The sequence below is a fragment of the Vibrio sp. OPT46 genome (assembly GCF_015163535.1).
In the GTDB taxonomy this organism is placed as follows: domain Bacteria; phylum Pseudomonadota; class Gammaproteobacteria; order Enterobacterales; family Vibrionaceae; genus Vibrio; species Vibrio alginolyticus.
Window position 1 is genome coordinate 20,824 of record NZ_JADDYG010000725.1, and the last position, 20,576, is coordinate 41,399.

22 protein-coding genes are annotated in these 20,576 nt (G+C 44.3%); 12 read left to right on the forward strand and 10 right to left on the reverse strand.

All coding sequences use genetic code 11. The features are described 5' to 3' along the window. From IQR33_RS25755 to IQR33_RS25775, 5 genes are all read left to right on the forward strand, one after another. Window positions 1–2,186: response regulator (locus IQR33_RS25755; protein WP_228014147.1), on the forward strand; the 2,186-nt coding region annotated here is incomplete at its 5' end. After that, window positions 2,161–3,585: a TolC family protein gene (locus IQR33_RS25760; RefSeq protein WP_193837221.1), complete on the forward strand. Its 1,425-nt coding sequence runs from the start codon at window positions 2,161–2,163 to the stop codon at window positions 3,583–3,585. The genes IQR33_RS25755 and IQR33_RS25760, both read left to right, overlap by 26 nt. Further along, window positions 3,575–5,161, forward strand: coding sequence for an ATP-binding cassette domain-containing protein (locus IQR33_RS25765; RefSeq protein ID WP_193837220.1), 1,587 nt, complete (start codon window positions 3,575–3,577; stop codon window positions 5,159–5,161). Before IQR33_RS25760 ends, IQR33_RS25765 begins: the two co-directional genes overlap by 11 nt. Beyond that, window positions 5,158–7,296: an ATP-binding cassette domain-containing protein gene (locus IQR33_RS25770; protein WP_053303764.1), complete on the forward strand. Its 2,139-nt coding sequence runs from the start codon at window positions 5,158–5,160 to the stop codon at window positions 7,294–7,296. Before IQR33_RS25765 ends, IQR33_RS25770 begins: the two co-directional genes overlap by 4 nt. Window positions 7,297–7,401: 105 nt before the next feature. Next, window positions 7,402–7,776: a hypothetical protein gene (locus IQR33_RS25775; protein WP_025768457.1), complete on the forward strand. Its 375-nt coding sequence runs from the start codon at window positions 7,402–7,404 to the stop codon at window positions 7,774–7,776. Between the two features lie 26 nt (window positions 7,777–7,802). On the opposite strand, the gene IQR33_RS25780 is transcribed toward IQR33_RS25775, so the two are convergent. From IQR33_RS25780 to IQR33_RS25790, 3 genes are all read right to left on the reverse strand, one after another. Further along, window positions 7,803–8,693, reverse strand: a complete 891-nt coding sequence (locus IQR33_RS25780; protein ID WP_017635872.1) for a sigma-70 family RNA polymerase sigma factor — start codon at window positions 8,691–8,693, stop codon at window positions 7,803–7,805. Between the two features lie 332 nt (window positions 8,694–9,025). Continuing rightward, window positions 9,026–10,468 carry a diguanylate cyclase domain-containing protein gene (locus IQR33_RS25785; protein ID WP_149191584.1) on the reverse strand — a complete coding sequence of 481 codons (1,443 nt, stop codon included), beginning with the start codon at window positions 10,466–10,468 and terminating at the stop codon, window positions 9,026–9,028. Window positions 10,469–10,725: 257 nt separating this feature from the next. Further along, window positions 10,726–11,013, reverse strand: coding sequence for an alternative ribosome-rescue factor A (locus tag IQR33_RS25790; RefSeq protein WP_017821594.1), 288 nt, complete (start codon window positions 11,011–11,013; stop codon window positions 10,726–10,728). A gap of 365 nt (window positions 11,014–11,378) precedes the next feature. Here IQR33_RS25790 and IQR33_RS25795 point away from each other — a divergent pair, with 365 nt between their 5' ends. The 4 genes from IQR33_RS25795 to IQR33_RS25810 all read left to right on the forward strand — a co-directional run bounded on the left by IQR33_RS25795 (window position 11,379) and on the right by IQR33_RS25810 (window position 13,223). Next, window positions 11,379–11,588, forward strand: coding sequence for a cold-shock protein (locus tag IQR33_RS25795; RefSeq protein ID WP_005375625.1), 210 nt, complete (start codon window positions 11,379–11,381; stop codon window positions 11,586–11,588). Window positions 11,589–11,677: 89 nt separating this feature from the next. Next, complete coding sequence (locus tag IQR33_RS25800; RefSeq protein WP_005375627.1) at window positions 11,678–12,223, forward strand: YaeQ family protein; 546 nt, start codon at window positions 11,678–11,680, stop codon at window positions 12,221–12,223. After that, entirely contained in the window at window positions 12,210–12,752 is a 543-nt protein-coding gene (locus IQR33_RS25805) for a hypothetical protein (protein ID WP_017635869.1), read from the forward strand. Before IQR33_RS25800 ends, IQR33_RS25805 begins: the two co-directional genes overlap by 14 nt. Window positions 12,753–12,863: 111 nt before the next feature. After that, window positions 12,864–13,223 carry a glutaredoxin family protein gene (locus IQR33_RS25810; RefSeq protein ID WP_005375631.1) on the forward strand — a complete coding sequence of 120 codons (360 nt, stop codon included), beginning with the start codon at window positions 12,864–12,866 and terminating at the stop codon, window positions 13,221–13,223. 191 nt (window positions 13,224–13,414) lie between these two features. Here IQR33_RS25810 and IQR33_RS25815 read toward each other — a convergent pair whose 3' ends face one another. Continuing rightward, window positions 13,415–14,041, reverse strand: a complete 627-nt coding sequence (locus IQR33_RS25815; RefSeq protein ID WP_025768460.1) for an OmpA family protein — start codon at window positions 14,039–14,041, stop codon at window positions 13,415–13,417. A 282-nt stretch (window positions 14,042–14,323) separates the two neighbouring features. Here IQR33_RS25815 and IQR33_RS25820 point away from each other — a divergent pair, with 282 nt between their 5' ends. Together IQR33_RS25820 and IQR33_RS25825 are read left to right on the forward strand one after the other, a co-directional pair. After that, window positions 14,324–14,956, forward strand: coding sequence for a thiol:disulfide interchange protein DsbA/DsbL (locus tag IQR33_RS25820; protein WP_042521488.1), 633 nt, complete (start codon window positions 14,324–14,326; stop codon window positions 14,954–14,956). 13 nt (window positions 14,957–14,969) lie between these two features. Beyond that, window positions 14,970–15,443 carry an FKBP-type peptidyl-prolyl cis-trans isomerase gene (locus IQR33_RS25825; protein WP_005375638.1) on the forward strand — a complete coding sequence of 158 codons (474 nt, stop codon included), beginning with the start codon at window positions 14,970–14,972 and terminating at the stop codon, window positions 15,441–15,443. A gap of 82 nt (window positions 15,444–15,525) precedes the next feature. Here the strand turns inward: IQR33_RS25825 and cyoE are convergent, their stop codons facing one another. The 4 genes from cyoE to IQR33_RS25845 are packed head-to-tail and all read right to left on the reverse strand — an operon-like array spanning window position 15,526 to window position 18,766. Beyond that, entirely contained in the window at window positions 15,526–16,425 is a 900-nt protein-coding gene (gene cyoE, locus IQR33_RS25830; RefSeq protein WP_005385222.1) for a heme o synthase, read from the reverse strand. Then, window positions 16,418–17,437 carry a COX15/CtaA family protein gene (locus tag IQR33_RS25835; protein ID WP_193837219.1) on the reverse strand — a complete coding sequence of 340 codons (1,020 nt, stop codon included), beginning with the start codon at window positions 17,435–17,437 and terminating at the stop codon, window positions 16,418–16,420. Before IQR33_RS25835 ends, cyoE begins: the two co-directional genes overlap by 8 nt. An 11-nt stretch (window positions 17,438–17,448) precedes the next feature. Next, entirely contained in the window at window positions 17,449–17,985 is a 537-nt protein-coding gene (locus IQR33_RS25840; protein WP_017635864.1) for a hypothetical protein, read from the reverse strand. Beyond that, entirely contained in the window at window positions 17,975–18,766 is a 792-nt protein-coding gene (locus IQR33_RS25845; protein WP_085569294.1) for an SURF1 family protein, read from the reverse strand. Before IQR33_RS25845 ends, IQR33_RS25840 begins: the two co-directional genes overlap by 11 nt. On the opposite strand from IQR33_RS25845, the gene IQR33_RS25850 reads away from it, so the two are divergent. Further along, window positions 18,765–19,001 carry a DUF2909 family protein gene (locus tag IQR33_RS25850; RefSeq protein WP_005391169.1) on the forward strand — a complete coding sequence of 79 codons (237 nt, stop codon included), beginning with the start codon at window positions 18,765–18,767 and terminating at the stop codon, window positions 18,999–19,001. The two genes, IQR33_RS25845 and IQR33_RS25850, sit on opposite strands and share 2 nt — an antisense overlap. 24 nt (window positions 19,002–19,025) lie before the next feature. Here IQR33_RS25850 and IQR33_RS25855 read toward each other — a convergent pair whose 3' ends face one another. Continuing rightward, window positions 19,026–19,910: a cytochrome c oxidase subunit 3 gene (locus IQR33_RS25855; RefSeq protein WP_005385214.1), complete on the reverse strand. Its 885-nt coding sequence runs from the start codon at window positions 19,908–19,910 to the stop codon at window positions 19,026–19,028. Between the two features lie 51 nt (window positions 19,911–19,961). After that, complete coding sequence (locus IQR33_RS25860) at window positions 19,962–20,501, reverse strand: cytochrome c oxidase assembly protein (protein ID WP_005385211.1); 540 nt, start codon at window positions 20,499–20,501, stop codon at window positions 19,962–19,964. Window positions 20,502–20,576: the final 75 nt, after the last annotated feature.

Sequence of the window (20,576 nt, forward strand, 5' to 3'; positions counted from 1 at the left end):
TAAGCATTGCTTTCAGCTTGATGCTGGCTGCCCTCGCCTTTTATTTGTATATCTCTTGGGACAAAGTGGATTCAGTCGAGAAAGTGCAAAACGCGCCTCTTTTGGTTCAAGCTCAACAGCTCAACCAAACTATCGAGTTTGATATTCAAACGCTTCAACGCTGTTTAAGCGCACGTTATTGCAGTACAACAGAGCTTGATTTTGAGGTTCTGAAAGACGAAATTGACCAATTTAAGTCGCTCGCGTCACTCAACAAAACCGAGTTTAGCTTGGTGGGCGCGACCGAATACACGCAGCTTGAACTGGCAATCAATCGGTTCTCAGACAGCCAAAAAACACGCGACGATGTGTTGGCACTGTACCTCTCGCTCACCAATAACTACCTACAAATGGACGACAACTACCGGACCATATTTAACAACCATGCGAGCGACCTAATGATGGAGAAAAACGAGTTCTTCATTTGGTTGTTTGTGGTCGTTGTCGTACTGGTTGGTATCGCAGTGCTATCGAACTTGGTGGCAATCCTTAAACTGAAAAAATCCAGCTCGAATGAGCGTGACATTGACCAAGAATTCGATGAGCTTTATCAAGAACTCAAACTACTGGATTTGCAAAGGTTGGAAGAGTTGCTGAATGAAGTGAGCATCAATCCTAAGCAGCGTCAGATCTACTCACACCTAAAACTGATTTTCAGCAACCTCGAAGAGCAAAAACGCAATAACGATCTCTACAAGCAGCTCTATGCTCTGATTGGTTACGAGATTCGTGGCATCACCAACACCATTAACGGCGGCGTGCAATATCTCGTTCAAGAGACCGATGAGAGCGGCGTGTTGATGGCGCAAGATATAACCTCGGCTGCCAATACCCTGTCTGAATTGGCAGAGAACTACAACCGACTCATTTCACAAGGGACCGAGAGCAAATCGAAAGAGTTTTCACTGCTGAATGTACTGTCTGAATTGATGATTCACATCAGTTCAAAAGTGCAGCGAAATGAAGGTGAGATAGACTGCTTTATCTCGGATAACCTACCAAATCGTGTTGAAGGACAGTCCACCAGCTTATTCTGGGTGTTGTTCCTACAGCTATCGAATGCCATCCAACTCAAAGCCGATAAGAAACTGTTTGTCACCATTGAATCGGGCGCGGCGTCAGACATTGAAAACACTCGCCTGACCATCAATCTAAACTTCTTAACCACACTGGATGTGCCGTTTGCCAAGCTCAATACTCTACACTGGAGCGACCATAAACAGCACACTGCAACCAAAGACGATTTGGCGAAAAGCGTACTGAAAGATTACGGCTATTACGAGAGCCATTGGTATCAATCGGGCAATCAGGAACGTTTTCAAATTCAGCTCGATTTGAAAGCCAAGAGCTTCCACACCGAGAAAACTCGCTTCGACAATAAGCGCCTATTACTGTGTGCCAACTCTCAGCTGCGCATTGATGTGATGAACAAAATGCTCGTCAACTTGGGCTTAGAGATTACGCCAATTCGCACACCGAACGAGCTCTTCTCTACTGCAAAAACCTTTGGCGAATACGACGCCATCATGCTGACCGACACGTTCGAGCCAAACAAGCTGCCCTCACTGAGCAAAACGGTGAAATCGCAACTGCGCAATCACCCGAATACTAAATTGCTGCTTTCAGTCACTAGCACTCAGCAAGCACAAGAGAGCCATACCTTTGTCGACAAGATTCTGAACTCTCCTGCGATTCCGTATGAGTTCATCCCCAATCTTTTAGCAATCATGGAAGCGGAAGCCTCAGAAGATCAGATGGAGAACAGCTCATTCCTGATTGTTGAGGATGACCGTGTTCAACAGATTCTACTCAAACGTATTTTGAGCAAGCAAGAATACGAAGCCGATACCGTTGGCGATGGCGCAGACGCCGTTCAGCACTTCATGAATCAGCGCTCGGATATCATTTTTATGGACTGCATCATGCCTGGCATGGGCGGTATTGAAGCAACCAAACGCATTCGACAATACGAACAAGAGAGCGGACAAAACCCTTGCACCATCATAGGCGCGACAGCATTGACCAGCAGTAATGAACACCAAGCTTGTATCGAAGCTGGAATGGATTACGTGATCAGCAAACCTTATAAAAACGACGAAATCATCAAGGTGATCAACAAGTATGTGGCGGTACAGAAACTTAACTAGCTGCGTATTGGCAGCGCTTACATTGAGCAATGCTCCTTCGGCAATGGCGACCACCTTGCTTGAGGCGGTCAAACTCGGCTTGGAAAACAATTTATCTCTGCGCGCTAGTGACAAAGGCGTGGAAGAAAACGAATACAACATCGACATTAGCCGTTCTAAGTTCCTGCCTTCTTTAAACGGTGCCGCTGATACAACATGGAATGAAAACGAGACCATATTAACGGGAACACCAGATAAACGTTCAAGCTACAACTCAAATAGCTACAGCGTGTCTTTATCGCAATCGGTGTTTAACCTTGGCGACATCTTCAAATACGGCACCGCTAAGCTGGATTTCAACATTGAGGAAATCAAACACGAGAACAAAATCCAGAGCACCATTTCTGAAATCGCGACGCAATATTTCGAGTACCTGAAAAACAACGCGCAAATCAAAGCCACCAAAGTAGAACTTAAATCGTCTGAAACACGTGAGCGCCAAATGCGTCGCAACGTGGAGCTTGGCAACACTGCGGCGAGCGAGTTGTATGAGGTAATTGCTCAGAAAGAAGGCATTGCCAACCGCTTAAGAACCTTAGAGAAAGATCGACGTGTGATTTTGAACGGTTTAGAGATTCAAGTTCAATATCCAGTCACCCCATCGCAGGACATCTACGAAAGCGTGCCCTTGGCGGAAATCAGCGAATCCGAACAACGCGCGATTCTTGAACAAGCTTTGAAGCTCAATAACGATTTATTGGTTGCGAAGAAAACCGTAGAACGCAGCCGAAGAGGGTTGAAAGAAAGCGGTTCAAACTTTGTGCCGACCGTGTCACTCTCTGCCAGTTACCGTTATGACGATGCGAACAACTATGACCGAACCGACCCCACCGCAACAGGGGACAGTAACTCCACCAGCGTCGGTTTGAACTTGAATGTGCCGATTTTCTCCGGCGGTTCGGATTACTACGGTTATCAAAAATCGTCGACTGCCATCGAGCGAACCGAGCTACTGTACCAAGATTCATTGTTCACGACGCGCAATAGCGTTAACACCTCGGTACTCAACATTAATGACTTCTCCCGCGCTATTAGCAGTTACGAGAATATCATCCGAGCTAACTACGCCTCCTACAAAGGCATTCAGCGCGCTTACCAGCTTGGTACGCGAACCATTACCGACTTACTGGCAGCAGAAAGTAAACTGTTTAGCGCGCTACGTGATTACGAGAGCGCGCGTTATGACTACATCATTGAATCGATCAATCTTGAGCAAATCAAAGGCATGCTGTCGGTGCAATCCATCGAAAGCATCATGCAGTTGATGAGCGATATCGAAGGCAGAAGCAATCAAGACTTAGTTCCAAAACACCTTCTCTCCAAACCATCGATTAAGAAAGGAGGTCGCAATGCAAACTGAGCATTTTTCCCAGAAGATTAACTTTGCTGACAAGTGTTATCTGACTTTCTCAACGGTCATCTCAACACTGTTTGGTTTAGTGTTGCCCTTTTCGATTCTGATTATCTTTGACCGTGTTTTACCTAACCAAGCTAAAGACACGCTGTTTCTTCTGTTTGCCATTATCTTGATCACCATCTTCCTCGACTATCACTTAAAGAATCAGGAAGAGAAGATTTCGTCGGTGATCATGAAGCAATTCGAAACCAACTTAACCAACAAAGTGTTTCAATCCATCTGTTTGGCTGAGATATCGAAGTTTCGTCGCCTAGAACCCGGTGAATACTTAGAGCGTATTGCCACCATTCCCGAGATTAAATCCTTCTTTGGCGGAGAATCTGTACGGGCATTGATCAACCTTGCCGTCAGCATACTGACCATTCTGATTATCGGTGTGATCAACATTTGGGCGGGAGTGACCATCTTGCTCGCCTCCATCATTTTGGCGGTGTTCGCACTGAGCCTATCTAAGCAGAAAATCAACAGCTTAGAAAACAAATCCGACATCGAAGGCTTAACTACTTCTAAAATCATCGAGATCATCTCTAGCCCACTCGATATCAAAGCGCGCAATATGGAATATCGCGTTGAGAGCCTCATGACACAAATGGTGGAAGAGCGTGAAGTCGAGAACATCAAATACGAGCAAATTGAATCGAACTTCAGCCTTATCTTGTCGCTCATACAACAGCTCTCCATTGCTTGTGTGGTGGTAGTTTTGGCAACGGCAGTTATCAACATGCAATCGAGCCAAGGCATCATGGCTGCCATCATCATGCTTACCAACCGCTACTTCGCGCCATACCAGCAAGTAATGCGCACGGTGAGTCGATGGGAGTTGAACAAGCTTCATATTCAACGTATCGCCGAGCTGCTTGAGCTTGCGGCATCTGTAGAACAACAAAATGATACGACAGAAGTCGAGCGCATCTCGGTGAAGTATTCGGAAAAGCAACGCATCGAGTTTGAACGTGGTCAGGCTTACTTGCTGACGGGGAAAAGCGGCGCAGGCAAAACCCATCTTGCCAATTGCATTACGCGGCAAAACACCGACAACAAACTGGACATTAAGATCAACGAGACACCACTCGATGACGTCAACTACAACGTCTGGCGTAATAGCGTGCTCATGGTCGACAAAACCAGTTCGTTCGTCGAAGGCACCATCATCGACAACTTGACTTGTTTCCGCCCAAGCTTAAATAACACGGCATTTGCGCTTTGCGAAACCATGAACATCAAAGCACAAATCGATGCCCTTCCCGCTGGTTTTTACACCGAGCTTAAAGGACATTTACGCAACCCATTCTCTCGCCAAGTCGCTTATGCCCTGTTGTTGGTGCGTGCCTTACTCGCGAACAAACGTGTGTTGATCTTCGACGACATCGACTGTGTTTATGATGACGACTTTGCTCGATTGGTTTTGACCAGTACTGCCTATCGCGCCAACGACAAAATACTCATCATCGTCAGCAATAAGATGGACAGGCTCAATCATCGCCTCAAACGCGTCAAACTTACCGGAGGTGACCAATGAGTATTTTGGTTGATTTTAATAATGTCCCTCAGCGCTTGTTGGACTTTGAGGCTCGCAGTTATGACGAGCGATACAATCAGTCACCTTTGATTCGTGGTTTAGCTTACACCCTCATTGCGCTTGAATGGGAAGGCACACCTTCTATCCTCAGTGACGCTTTTATCCCTAAACCAAAAGACAGCGACAGTTTTGTTGCCACGATTGAACGCCTTGGTTACCGTTGTGACGTCACCAAATTAAAAACGTTGGAACACATCGAGGGGCACCCTCATCCTTGTTTTATCGAGATCGAAAACCTCACTGCGATTTTCTTGGGCACCAAAGACGGCAAACTGATCCTGTTTGATTACACCAATAACAACACCATTGAATACCCGCTCTGCAAGAAGCCATGTTTGTTGGTCTCGATCAGCGAATACTCGCGCTTGTTCCGAGAGCCGCCACCTGAATCTCAAGACCGCAGTAACTGGATTAAATACGCGTTTTATCGCTACAACAATGAACTCAAGAGCCTGATTATCCTCAGCTTCGTGGTCAGTATTCTCGGCGCACTCCAGCCCTTTTTTATTATGAGTGTGTACAACTTCGCCTTGACGTCTAGCTCGCAAGCCACGCTCTATTGGCTCACGTTGTTTGCCGTGATTGTTGGGTTTTCGGAATACTTTTTCAAGAAAATGCGGGTCAACATCATCGCCACATCAGGGAAGGATTTGGCGGTGCATATTTCTCAAAACGTAATATCCAAACTGTTGTGGCTTCCTTATTCGATGACATCTACCGCTGGTGTCTCTTCTCAGTTAGCACGTTTGAAAGACATCGACACTTTCCGCCGTTTGGTAACCGCAGAGTCAACATTAAGCTACTTCGACATGCCGTTTGTTATCGTATTCATTATTGCCATTGCTCTTATGTCTGGTACCGCGGCGCTAGTCGTTATGGCGGGGTTGATTCTAATGTTGGTGTTCTGTGTTTATTCTCGTTACATCTACTCGCAAGCCACGTCCAAGAGCTCTCGCGCCAACGCCATGGTTTCTTACCAATGGAATGAGATTCTTCGTGGTATAAAAACCATCCAAGGCTTGCCATTGTTGCGTGTTATCCAGTCCCGCTTTAGCGCATCGCATTTACAAAGCACCAACGATGCAGAACATGTTTCAGTGACTAATAGCAGGGTTCAGGCAGCAGGCGGGAGTTTGATTCAGGTTATTGGTACCGCAAGTATCGTCGCGGCCGTTATCGGCGTGATGGACGGCACCTCCGATGCAGGTGCAATGCTTGCTACCGTAATTTTAGTCTGGAAGGCGTTGGGGCCTATTATGGGCATCTACAACTCTATTTCTAAGTTCCAATCCATTAAGGCGTCTTCTGCGCAAATCAACAACCTTATGGCGATGAATGACGATAAGCTAACGTTAGAGAAAAGCCCCCCTATTCGCCTATTTCAAGGTAGTATCGTCGGCTCTGGTGTGAGCCATCGTTATAGTGGTGCGGCAACAGGCTTAACTAATCTTGGTTTTAAAATTCCACCGGGCGCAAAAGTTGTGATTTGTGGACCAACAGGTTGCGGTAAAACGACGCTCATTTCTATTATCGCTGGGCTAGAGGAACGCTATCAAGGCTCAGTTTCGGTGGACGGTTATAACATCAAACAATTCAACAGTTACCGCTATCGAACCTCGATTAACTACGTCCCGTTTAACCTGCATATTTTTGAAGGCTCCTTGGAGACTAACTTCATCTTGCATAATGGGTTAATCCCAACAGAAAAAATGCGTGAAATGGTGAGTTTCTTTGAGCTCGATACATGGTTGCCACAAGGCCTGGACACTCAATTGAGCGTTGATATCTGTAAAAGTTTACCAAATGGTATTCAACAAAGACTGCGGCTCGCATTAGGGCTAGGTAACTGCGAACAATCTTTGATTATCATTGACGAGCCATTTAATGGTGCTGAGCAAGAAAACTCGCACTACTTCAAGCGGTTATTTAGCGACAAACTACTCAATAAGACCGTTATTTTCTCAACGAATGATCCGGGCATGATCTCTACATCCAACATGAGCTTAGTCTTGGAGCCAGATGGCAACCTGAAATATTTCGGGTTAACCGATAAGTACTTAAAAAGTCTAAGTTAAGTTCGGAATGTGGTGTGGTTCATCATTCATACTTGAGCACGGTCATTGACAAAAATGTAAACGATGAGACTATTTACTCTGTAAGCGCGTACACTAAGGAATCCGATGTATACATTTGTTGCAGACAAATTGGATGTGGTTTATTTATCAACGATACCAGAAAACTACCAGTTACAAGACTTCGACGTGCCTGAAGAAGAACTCGAAATTCGTGAAATTGTAGAGGTATGGTATGAGTGTGCGTTTCTTCCTGACTTTAACCTTCAACACATCGACATCGAAAACAAAACCGCATTAGTCGAGACACAAGCGCAAGTCGTAAACAACTACACAAGTACGCTCGCTTTTTTACTCAAAAGTCGTGCTTATCGCGCAGCACTTAACCGATTATTGAGTGTATGGAGATTGGAGGCAGCAGCTAAAGCACAGCTTGAGCTGCTGTTACTTACGGAAGAACAGAGTAGCAAGCCAGTAAATTAATCGGCTAGGATAAGGGGCTAAAAATCTTAAACCCAACCATCGAATCGGAGACGTTTCTGCACGCGTTCAACCGCCTCTATCTGCATCTGACGAACACGCTCGTTAGACACGTTTAACAACAGGCCTATTTCCGACAAGGTTTTCACTCTCTGGTCAAATAATCCGAATCGATGGATTAAGACTTTCTGCAACTTAGTTGGCAAGGTTTTAATAATATTTTCAATAGCTTGAGTAAAGCACTGGTTTTCACAGTCTTGTTGTGGATCTGGCGTATACTCACTTTCACACAGTTCAAGAACAAATGGAACACGATGTAGGTCCGCAGTGGTAGATACATCAATAAAACCACTAAGAGCAACAAGTTCATCTATACGCTCTGCTTTCACCCCTGAGCAGCGTGAGAGTTCAGAAATAGACAACTCCTTGCTCTCACTTTTTGACGCATCGAGCTTTTTTAAAGCCAGGCTATTTATCTCTTTGCACACATGAGCAGGTAAACGTACTGTGCGGCCATTGTTCATTAATGCCGCTTCTATATTCTCGCGAATCCACCATACCGCATAAGTAGAAAAACGGTAGCCTGGCTCAGGATCGAACTTATCGACCGCTTTTATCAAACCAATGTTACCTTCTTCTATCAAATCGAGCAGAGTAAAGTTATTGCCTGGCCGTTTGAGGTAACCTTTTGCGATTTTCACAACAAGTCGAAGATTAGACTCAATCAACATTTCGCGCGCTTCTTCATCACCAGCTCGATTAAGTTTGGCGTAATGCAACTCCTCTTCACGAGACAACAAATCAATGCCCACAATATCTTTGAGATAGTGAGCATAAGGGTCTTTCCCAACTGACAACGATTCTTTCATTGACAGTTCATCCGTGACAGCTCGGAACCTAGCAAAGCATTCGTTGTTCATTCCCCGTCCTTCTCAAGCCAACTTATTTCTTATCTTCTTTAATTGTTTTTGTACAACACTGTATGCATCATGCTTTATATGCATTACTTTACACTGAGTGTAGACAGGGGTTCTGATCTTTACCAAGAAATCACTTATCACTTTAAAACAATTACTGCTTCTATGATAAAAACGTGAGCAGGCGGGGGTTATATATATGAAAGTGCGAATATTTGTACGCAAATTGGCCTCAAAGAAAACAACGCAACGTAATCGTCAACGCTTACCACGTTACTCTGACTAAACCTTTGAGGCTTGAGGATGGTTTGAAGTATCAGTTGAATTAGCGAGACCTAATTCACTTGACGAAGCGCAGGTTGAAGCTGACAGTCTGTTATAACTTGGAAAACTGCACGATTCTTTCCTTCAGACTTACCTTGATACATCAACTCGTCAGCATCTTGCAAGCTCACGATGTGGGTAAACTCAGGATAGTAAGCACAGCCCAAACTGATACTCAAATGAATTGCTTGTCCGCCCAGTATAACAGGCTGATCGTAAACGGCTTTACAAAGCATATTGGCAAAATTGAGCGCTTCTCGCTCTGACAGAGAAGACGTAACAAGTGCGAACTCTTCTCCTCCAATTCTCGCCAATGTCATTCGGTCATCAGTCATCGACTTAGCGGCTTCTGCGATGGCAACTATTGCTCGGTCTCCAGCAAGGTGGCCATATCGATCATTGATTGATTTAAAATCATCAATATCAAACACCATCACCGTTAAGTTTCGCTTCAAATGATTCAGTAGCGCCAATTGCTCAATCAGGTGTCTACGGTTGTATAGCTTTGTGAGAGAATCCGTCAACGTCATCTCCAGCAATTGCTGATTGGCAATCGTTAATTGCCTTGTCCGAAGAGCAACCATACGTTTGAGAGCAAAAATATGATAAAGCGTTGCGACCGCCATAATGAAAATAGCAATAGGGAAAAGATAAAGTGGATAAACCGTTTTCACCACACTCCAACGGGTGAGGATCCGCTCACGATCCGTATCGATGACTTTTTCAAACGCTCGTGATACCTCTAAAATGGAAGTTGCACTGTGCATTCCTGCTGCAATCCGAAGATCTTTACTATATAAGCTAATTGTCGGGACAAACATACCCGCTCCCGGCGTGGTTGCCATATAAAAGTTAGCAACTTGCAGGTCTGCAACGAAGTACAGCACCTTTTTATCGACGGCGGCTTGTATCATCGAATCATTGTTAATGTATTCTGCGATAGGTACATTCGGGTAATTCGTCTGAACAAACTCAGACTCGTAACTTCCTTTAACAACGCCAATTGGCAGCGTCATTTCTCCAGTTAAAACACTCCTGATATCAACCGAAAGTACATCTTTATTTACGTACAATTTGGTTTGGATAGGCATTATGACGGCGCCAAAGTCCATATACTTCGCTCTTTCGGGCGAGTAGACAAGTCCTCCGTGAAAGTCAGCCTTACCCTCTTTTACGGCTTGCAAAGAAGCATCCCAATCCAAAAGGAGAAACTGAACGTCGATTTGGTTGTTCGCCGCGTACTCTTTCCAAAAGTCGATTAAAATACCTTTAGGTTCACCATCTGGGCTAAGGTAAGAGAACGGCTTCCACGCTTTGGAGTTAGCAACAATTAAAGAATGAGACTCTGATTTGTGCGCATGCGCCATCGGACAAATGGACAGCCACACTAGTAATAAAGAAGCACACGCTTTTTTACATTTGCAACCATAAGTACCATAACTCGTCGATGACATACCTACTTCTCACCAGTCTTTTTAAACCATAATCTCGGCTGTTTGATTAGACTAAAGATATAGTAGAGTTGCATAAGACAGGAAGTGACGCTTATTGATATGAATCTAACTTAGTAAGTTTTAGTACTTAATTGGTACTTTCAACGCCTGGTTCGCTGAAGCAGTTGAAGCAGTTGAAGCAGTTGAAGCAGTTGAAGCAGTTGAAGCAGTTGAAGCAGTTGAAGCAGTTGAAGCAGTACATAATAAATTAGGAAAACTTATCTGGTACTAAAAAATTGAATATCATCAGTTTTGCAAACACCTAGTACCAATAAAAAAGCCCTATTCAAAATCCACCTTGGGGAGAACTTTGAATAGGGCTCTTTGCCTCTATGCTTCATTTTACGGCTGAAGCTACCTTTACCTTTTTTCGCTTTAACGACTCGTGTTTGGAACAGCTGACTGGTAACAACCGCTTTTAACGCGTTGTCTTTGATTTCACCTCTGCCGAAGTCGGTCTCATGTTGTGAGCCACTCGGTTGAGGACTGATTTTACGCTTTGCCATAAATCCTCCTTAATGGTCGAACCAGATTGGACAATAATTATGTAAATAAGTCAAATTTATAGATTTAGTTGAATTTTATGCTAAAAAACTTCACATCACCGTCATTTATTTGAAATTTAATCAAAAACATGCTGGTTAAATAGTGACTAAATACAAATATTTGTCCATAAAGCACTAATATATGTTGACTCTTCGTGGAATTAACCTAGACTCAAACACGGCTAGAAAGAAAGTTCTTTGTTTTCACATTTCGTTGGATTACTTGTAACCCGTCGTCCTGTGGTACGCAATAGCAATTTATTTTTCCACGCTATAAGCGCCGTTGAGGCGAAAGATTACATTATTTAGATATTTAGGAAATAGACATGTCTAACACAGCTACTGGCACAGTTAAGTGGTTCAACGAAACTAAAGGCTTCGGTTTCATTCAACAAGAAAACGGTCCTGACGTATTTGCTCACTTCTCTGCAATCACTGGTGACGGCTTCCGTACTCTAGTTGAAGGCCAGAAAGTAGAATTTGTTATCTCTCAAGGTCAAAAAGGCCCTCAAGCAGAGCAAATCAAAGTACTTTAATTCTTAAAGAATTTGATACGATAGCCAGCTTTTAAAGCTGGCTATTTTTTTGCCTAAAACTTATTTTGCCAACAAAACGATATAAATCTATGGCTCTTAAACCAACCATTTACAAATTTCGTATCGCCATTTCCGATATGAATAATGACTATTACGATTCTAAAAATCTAACTATCGCCCTTCACCCTTCTGAAAAGCCGCAACGAATGTTGGCTCGCATTCTAGCTTACTGTTTAAATGCTCAAAGCAATCTAGAGTTTACAAAAGGACTCTCTACGATTGAAGAGCCTGATTTATGGCATGTTGGCGATGATCAAAGCATTACTCACTGGATTGAAATTGGCGAACCAGAACCAGACAGAATTAAGAAAGCTTCTCGCCTCGCAAAGCATGTAAAAGTTTACACTTATAACACCAAAGCGGCTGTCTGGTGGGACAAAATGTCAGGAAAGTTCTCAATGCTTCCCGTCAACGTAGAGAGCTTTGACTATGACGCTATCGACTTGATTTGTCAGCATCTTGACCGAGGTACTAGCCTTTCTGTTATGATTACTGGCAGCTCAATTTTTGTTGATATCAATGATCAACATATCGAAGTAACGGTGAAGGAACTAAAAAACCATGACGTCTCTTAGTGAACTGAGTCAAGAGATGGGATTTGAAGAAATCCCCTTTGTTAAAGAACATAAAGCAGCAAAGCGACGTTGGTTAAAAGAACAGTCACAACTATTTACAAAAGTTTGTGAGAACAAACCCACAACAGCACCTACTCTTCACCTGCTTGGCCTTTTGACCAAATCACATATTGAAGCAAGTGCTAACTACGAGCAACATGCTCACTCTACCCAGCGTATGCAGCAAGTTCTGACTGACTCCTTGGGTAATGAGCACGCGGATAAGTTTACTAACCAATCTGCTGAAGACCTAATCTTAGTCACCCACCTTTGGTTATACACGCAAGGCTATTTAAATATGGATTTCAGCTTGGCGCACGATCATGCCGAGCAGACTCAAAATACATTGCAGCACGAACTTGTCATGAAACGCATGGACGTTGATGCATTCAGAACCGAACTCATGCAAAGTTTTTATCAAGGTAAAGAAGCCCGTCCGGCTTCAGCAAGTGGCTTTTGGGGTTGGTTTAAACGTCTATTTTCCGCATAAAATACATGGTTTTATCCATTTCAAACAACTGATAGACTTCACGCTCAGTGCAACAAGCATCATGATTGCATTCTTAAAGGACAATTACCCAATGAACATCAAGGGATCATTATGAAGTTTATCCGTTGGATTTTAGGCAAGGTTATCTTATTGCTGAACGCGGTGTTCTCACCTCGTGGTATTAAGCGCACCGCAGAAGAACAGCAACGTATTGATGAAAAAGCGAAACAATACGCACTTTACCAATTTGAAGCCTGCCCTTTTTGCGTAAAGGTCCGCCGTGCAATGAAGCGTCAATCGGTGAACATTGAGCTACGTGATGCAAAAAATAACCCGACTCATCGAGCTGAACTAGAGCAAGGTGGTGGGCGAGTTAAAGTCCCTTGCCTTCGTATCGAAAAAGATGGCGAAACACAGTGGTTATACGAGTCATCTGACATCGTCGCTTACGTTGAAAAAGAATTTGCCTAAGTTCCCCCTATGAACATTGGCGGATGTAAAAGAGGCACCTAACGGTGCCTCTTTTCTATTTTTTCTAGCTAAATGTTGCCGTGCGAGCTTTCCTTATTCAGTCTTCTTGCTCAACTCCGAACTTAAACTCCACTAAGCAAATAACGGGTATGTGAGAACAACACAACGAAGATTACCGCCTAACGTCTGCGTTATTCATCCACGATCAATGTTAGCTCTACGCGCCGATTGCAAGCTTTACCACTCGCTGTCGCATTGCTGCACTTCGGTACATACTCTCCGAAGCCTCTAGAAAACACTCGTTGACGTGGAATACTCGTCGCCAATAGTTGTTTTTCTACTTCACGAGCTCGCTTTTCAGATAGCGTGTCGTTGAAACTTTCAGCTCCCGTACTATCCGCATGACCATCAATCACGACATCAACATCAGTTCTTCCCGCCAGATAGTGACCAATGTTTCGAATCCAGTCTTGAGATTGAGCAGATAACCGTGCAGAGCCCGTTTGAAAATGCACTTGCTCTTTCAAACGTATCATCAGGTGACCACCACTGAGCGTCTCGTGAGGAATGTTATGCCTGCTCAGGAACATTTCCAGAGAGGTCACGTTTTGCGACTTTTTTACTGACGCCCTCGCCGTTTGATATGAACGAGGGGAAGAAGCCACATTGGATGCGCTCGGGTATCCCCATTCTGGGTGTCTCAGCTCAGTGTTTGATTTAGGAGCTGTATCTAAAATGTTCCCACCTGGGACCATATCTTGATCGAGGCTACTGCACCCGGCCAGAATGCCACAAACAATTAAAAACCAATGCTTCATACCATTACCAACGTAGAAAAACTCTTGTTCATTGTGTCGACAAAACACGCCGAATCTTTAGCGCTTTTGTCCACCGATTGGTTTGTCTATGCAGCGTTCATGCCACTGGAGTCAATGCCAAATCATCTCTCAAATAAAAAGCAACACTAAAATACCCTACCCTTACAGCCCATACGTCAGGCTAAGTCTGTTACCAATGGTCTCACTTTATTGTTATTTAATGGTTTTAGTCACTATCGTTAACCGATAAACTAACGCAAATTTCTCATTTAGAGCACTACTATGTTAAAAACCATATCGAAAGGCTTTGCTGTTGTTGTTGCCGTAATGGCTTTGTCGGCATGCGATAGCGGCAAGAGTCAGCCTCAGCAAGGCAAACAATACGAAGTTTTGCCAGTATCCCTTGAAGAATATGATTTAGCTCCCCTGACTGAAGCATTCTCTTTAACTTGTGGCCACTGCCGCTCAATGGAAGAGTTTGTCCCTCAAATTGAATCATTGACCGATCAAAGCGTTGAAAAAATGCATGTAACGTTCAATGAAAGTGCACAAGTGAGCGCCATCATCTTTTATACTGCCGTAATGCAGCTTGAATCAACACCAGATAAAGCGTTTATGGCAGATCTTTTTACTGCTGTGCAAATGGGTGCCGATGCAACGGCTGAGGAACGCCAAATCGCTGTTGAGAAAGCCTTTGAGTCTCGCAACCTTATCAGCCCTTACCATTTAGATGAAGCACAGCAAAAAGCGCTGTTTGAGTACATCACTAAGGCAGAAGCGATCACCACGCGAGGCCAAATTAACTCCGTTCCAGCCTTTATCGTAAACGGAAAATATCAAGTAATTACTGGTGGTCATGACAGCGTTGAAGCCATGGCAGAAACCATCAACTTTTTGCTAAAACAACCTAAATAGACAAGGAGATTACGTGTCTAAATTTTTGTTTCCTCTTATTATTTTTATTTTGGCGGGCTTTTTCATTTACCGTACTTGGACAAACCATAAAGTAGCAGATGAAAACTTTGCCAAAGGCCAAGCATTCTTACTAGAAAATGCGAAAAAAGAAGGCGTCATCACAACAGAAAGTGGCCTTCAATACATGGTTCTTGAAAAAGGCGAAGGTGAGGTTCACCCAACGGCAACAAGTAAAGTAAAAGTACACTACCACGGCACCTTGATTGATGGCACGGTATTCGATAGCTCTGTTAATCGTGGTGAGCCTATTTCATTTGGTCTTAACCAAGTCATTAAAGGCTGGCAAGAAGGTCTACAATACATGGTAGAAGGTGAGAAAATCCGCCTTTTCGTACCAAGCACGCTTGGCTATGGTAAGAGTGGCTCTGGCCCAATTCCACCAGCAAGTGTTTTGATCTTTGATGTTGAACTGCTAGAAATTCAATAAATCTAGAAAGCTTTGTCTTAAAGCCAAAGTATCAAAACCAAAAACGCCGCGAACCACGCGGCGTTTTCTGTTTTAAGAGAGGTTAAAAACCAATATAGTGATCCGAAAGCAATGCAATGAACAACGCCAAAAGATGATAGATAGAGAATTTAAACGTCTCCATCGCGGTATTTGGCTCTGGTGCATATTTTAGCTTCCATGCATGGTACATAAAGCCAGCATTGAGTAGTAGCGAGGCAAAAAGATACACCACGCCGACCATACCAACCAAAACCGGTAGGACACAAACCAAAGTCAATAGCACCGTATACAACAGAATAGAAGTTTTGGTGTACTCAATGCCGTGTGTCACTGGCAGCATGGGAATATCTACCTTGCGGTAATCCTCGACACGATGAATAGCCAGAGCCCAAAAATGTGGTGGCGTCCAGATAAAAATGATCATTACGAGCAGCCAAGCATTCGCATGTAATTGCCCTGTTACAGCAGTCCAACCGAGAAGAGGCGGCATCGCACCGGCAATCCCTGCAATGACGATATTTTGGGGCGTAGCACGTTTGAGGTACATTGTGTATACCATCGCATAGCCGAGCAAACTCATCAAAGTCAACCATGCCGTCAGCGGGTTGACCATCGCATAGAGAAGTACAAACCCTAAGACACCTAAAACTGTAGCGAAGGCTATCACCGATGATGGTTTAGTCTCACCCGATGGCAATGGTCGTTTGTGTGTACGTGCCATTCTCGCATCAATTCGGCGGTCAATTAGATGATTAAACGCTGCCGCAGACCCTGCCATCAGACCAATCCCCGTTAGGCCAACTACCGCCTGCAACCAGGGGAAATCATCAACCGGGGCTAAGCTCATCCCTACTACTGCCGTCACCAACATTAACGCCACCACTTTAGGTTTCGTTAACTTCAAATAAACGGAACTTAGTCGCTTTCGCCCATTTAACGACAGCGCGATTTCTTTACTCATAGCGAACTCCTTTCGCGGTGTAATTCCAAGCCGTTTTACCCTGCCACAAGTAAAACTGGCTAACACAAACGAGACTCAACATAACAGCGGCACCAAGGTTGTGCGCCACCGCGACATAGATAGGAAGTTGAAATACTACGTTGCTTACACCCAGCATAATTTGGCACACCAGAGTGAATAACAACCACCCTCCGATTCTCTGTGAATGATGAGAATCTTGCCTCATAAGCCCAATACTATAAGCCAATACCACGGTGGCGGTAACAATAGCGCCTATACGATGAGTGACGTGTATAGTCATTCTTGCCGGATACTCCAAGACACCAAATTCATAATTCTCGAATCCAGTTTGCCAGAAAGAAAACGCTTCTTTCCATGAGAGATGGCTCATCCAGTCTCCCTCACAAATCGGCAGTGTGGTACACATCAGCGCTGCATAATTTGACGAAGTCCATCCTCCAAGGAGCACTTGCACCAAAACAACCAGAAAAACCAACAATGAAAAGCCTCTCAGAGAGCTAGAAGATGGAGAGAAATAGAGATTGTTTTGCGCTTTTAATTGGCAGTAAAAAATCGCCTGTAACGCCAATAAAACAAAACCACCGAGCAAGTGAAGCATCACGATGACGGGCATTAATTTAAGAGTAACTGTCCACATTCCCAAAAGTGCCTGCCCAATCACCAATACGCTGAGCAACATCGGAATGGTTGAATTTACACGCTCAGACCTTATTGATATCGCTGCCATCGCAAAAATGACTAAACCTAACGTTCCTGCAAAATAGCGATGAATCATCTCAAGCCATGCTTTCTCATGCTCTACTGCCCGCTCGGGGAAGTTCAGGTTAGCACGTATGACGTCTTCTTCTTGATGCGGCACAGAAAAGTGCCCATAACAACCAGGCCAGTCCGGGCAACCTAACCCTGCATCTGAAAGGCGAGTATATGCCCCTAACATGATCACCACGAAAGTTAGGAGCAAACTGAATCTAACCAACTGAATTAATTTCATATGCACTTCCTCTAACCGACTCGTGACAGTTTTAAGAGCTTGCGTAAGTCCGCCAACATACCTTTATTCAATAGGACTAAGTCCTCATTTGGTTTCGGCGAGTAAGACATCACCAGTTGCCCAAGAGGATCAACGATCAACATTTGCCCAGGTTTCACTTTAGCGGTAACCAATTCATTCATTTGCATCGCTAACATCGATACTTCCATGGGATCTGAATGCTCAGTCTGCCAAACGACTGGCACTACTCGCTCTTGATACTTACCTAAAGCAACATGACTTTGCTGAAGCAGGTAAAGCTGCTGTTTACACTGTTCAGTGCATTCGTTAGGCAATACATAAGCGAGTTGCCAACCATGGTCTTTGAGAGGTGACTCTTGACCAAGCTGCTCTAACGTCGTGTATGGTTCGACTAACTCGCCTCTATTGGTCACTCCGCTTTGATACCACCCTTGTGTAAGAATGACTTTTGCAATGACAGCGGGAAGCGCGAACGTACAAACCAGCGCAATCAACATTAGTCGTCCTTTGGTTACTTTAGATGTCATGCTTCACCTCCATGTGACGCAACTTTTTTTGCCAACGAACAAAAACAATTAAAGTCAGTAATAAGAAAACACCTGCCATCGAAAACCATTGAATCGAATAGCCAAAATGTTTGGCACTATTGAGTGGCAATGGATTCCAAGGAAAGTCATAGGGCCAACGAGTTAAATTGTCTGGCTGCAAGACTGCGGGCATAAGTTCAATATTCAGTAGCTGATTCAATTGCGCGATGTTTAGGTTTTGCACGCGAATAACATCGCCAACTTCCGGCATTAACTCTGAGCTCAGTGGATTAGTAGATTTTCGGTACAGGCGTCCTGTGATGAAAGTCGAATTATCGAGTTTGGTGACCGTTGGTAACACTGAGCGTTCTGCTCTTCCCTCGACAAAACCAAGCTCCAATAACGCATAGGCACTAGGCTCATCGCTCGTCAATACAATCTGAAATGCTAAATATCCCACACTGCCTTGATGCGTTTGGTTATCTAACAAAATTACGGGAAACGCCTGAGGAACAACATTAACTTCCACTTTTTTCCCGAGGATACTTTCCTCTCGCCAGTCGTTGTCTTCAAGAACGACGCTTAGTGCTTGGTACGCACTATCCGCACGCGCGAGAATGGCTTGTTCCAATGCTTGTTTTTCTTGCCCTCTCTCAAACTGCCAAAAACCCAGTTTGACCAAAAGAGAAAACACAACCACAGTTAAACCAACTGCAACCCAAAACCGTTTCGATAGCCATAATTGTCTTGATAACAACAATGATGAAACCGGAGGTGCCATGTCCACCGTATTTCTATTCAAACTGACGCTTGTCCTTTTGCTGCTTTTCATTATCTTCAACCTCGCAAAAGCGCTTATCGAAATGGTTCGTGAAGACCCAGATAATCCTGAAAAAAGAGACAAACCCATGAGTCATTACTTAGGCCGTCGAGTCATGTTCTCCGCTTTGGTGGTCATCCTTCTGCTTATTGCGCTCAGCTCGGGTTGGCTAGCGCCAAACCCTCGCCCTTATTAGTCGGACCAAGAGTTCACAATGAGCCTAAAGTACGTAAACAAACACAAACAGACATAACCAAACCACATCCACGAAATGCCAATACCAGCTGCCCGCTTGAAAGGCAAAATGGTTCTTTGGCGAAAAGTGATCTTTAGCGATTCTGAACAGCAGCACGATTAAGAAGATAGTCCCAAGACAAACGTGTAAACCGTGGAATCCCGTCAACATGAAGAACGTGTTACCGTAAATACCGGACTGCAACGTGAGCCCTATGTCTTGATAAGCATGAACATACTCAACCGCTTGGTAATATAGGAAAAAGCCAGCAAGTACGATGGTTATCTCTAACCAAACAATCAGTGCCGTTCTTTTGTCTTGTTCAAGGCTTATATGCGCCATATGTAGCGTAATAGACGACAATAGCAGCAAGATAGTATTGGTAAGGGGTATGCCCTGCCACGGCATAGCTTGTGTTGTTTCTCCTCCCGGCGTCAGTGTGAGTGGCCACATCGCTTCGAAGGTTGGCCACAGGACTTCGTTAGTCATGAAGTTATTATCTGCCCCACCTAACCAAGGCACAGAAATCATTCTGGCGTAGAACAAGGCACCAAAAAAGGCACCAAAAAACATCACTTCAGAAAAGATAAACCAGCTCATTCCTTGGCGAAAAGAACGAGTAATTTGCGAGCTGTATTTTCCACTCAGTGATTCAGTAATCACATTACTAAACCAACCAGCCAACATGTAAAGCAAGAACAAGAAGCCCACCGCTAGCACAATGCCACCAATGGTTCCCACTGCACCGTCACTTTGTGTCCCCTGGACGGTCATGCCTGCGCCAACAGCAACCAAAAACAGAGCAAATGCACCGATGATCGGCCAGCTACTTTGAGCGGGAACATAATATGTTCCTGGCTTGTTACTCATAGTTTCTCTCCTTACTGACCAACCTTGGTCTGTATCTCTCTCCCTGAGTGGCTAAGAGCCTGTAGGAGGGGGAAGTTTATAGAGTGTGTAAGACAGCGTTAACGTGTGTATAGACTCCGGCAAGTCCGGTTCGATATAAAAAATCAACGGCATTTGAGCTTGCTGTTTACCATCCAGAGGCTGCTGGTTAAAGCAAAAACACTCAATCTTATTGAAGTAAGCAGCTCCAGTCCCGGGAGAAACAGAAGGAACGGCTTGCCCCACCAACTTCTGCCCGCTTTCATTAAATGCAAGGTATTCGGTTTGTACGACTTCACCTGGGTGAACATCCATCGAAATCACTTTGGGTCTAAACTCCCAAGGCATATCTGGGCTGACATGCGCCATAAACTCCACGCGAACAGTTCTGCTCATGTCCGGTTGCATACCTGTCGGTTGAATGGCGGCCACTTCACTTGTCTTTCCATTGATTCCCAATGCGTCGCACATCACGTCATAAAGTGGAACCAGTGCATAGCCGAAGCCAAACATTAACAGGGTCGCCAAAAGTAACTTCACTGTGAGCTTCTTGTTTGATGGATTCGGTTTCATGTCACTCACCCCACTCTTTGCTAGTCAATCTTAGGCGGTGTAGTAAACGTATGATGTGGCGCAGGGCTTGGCACT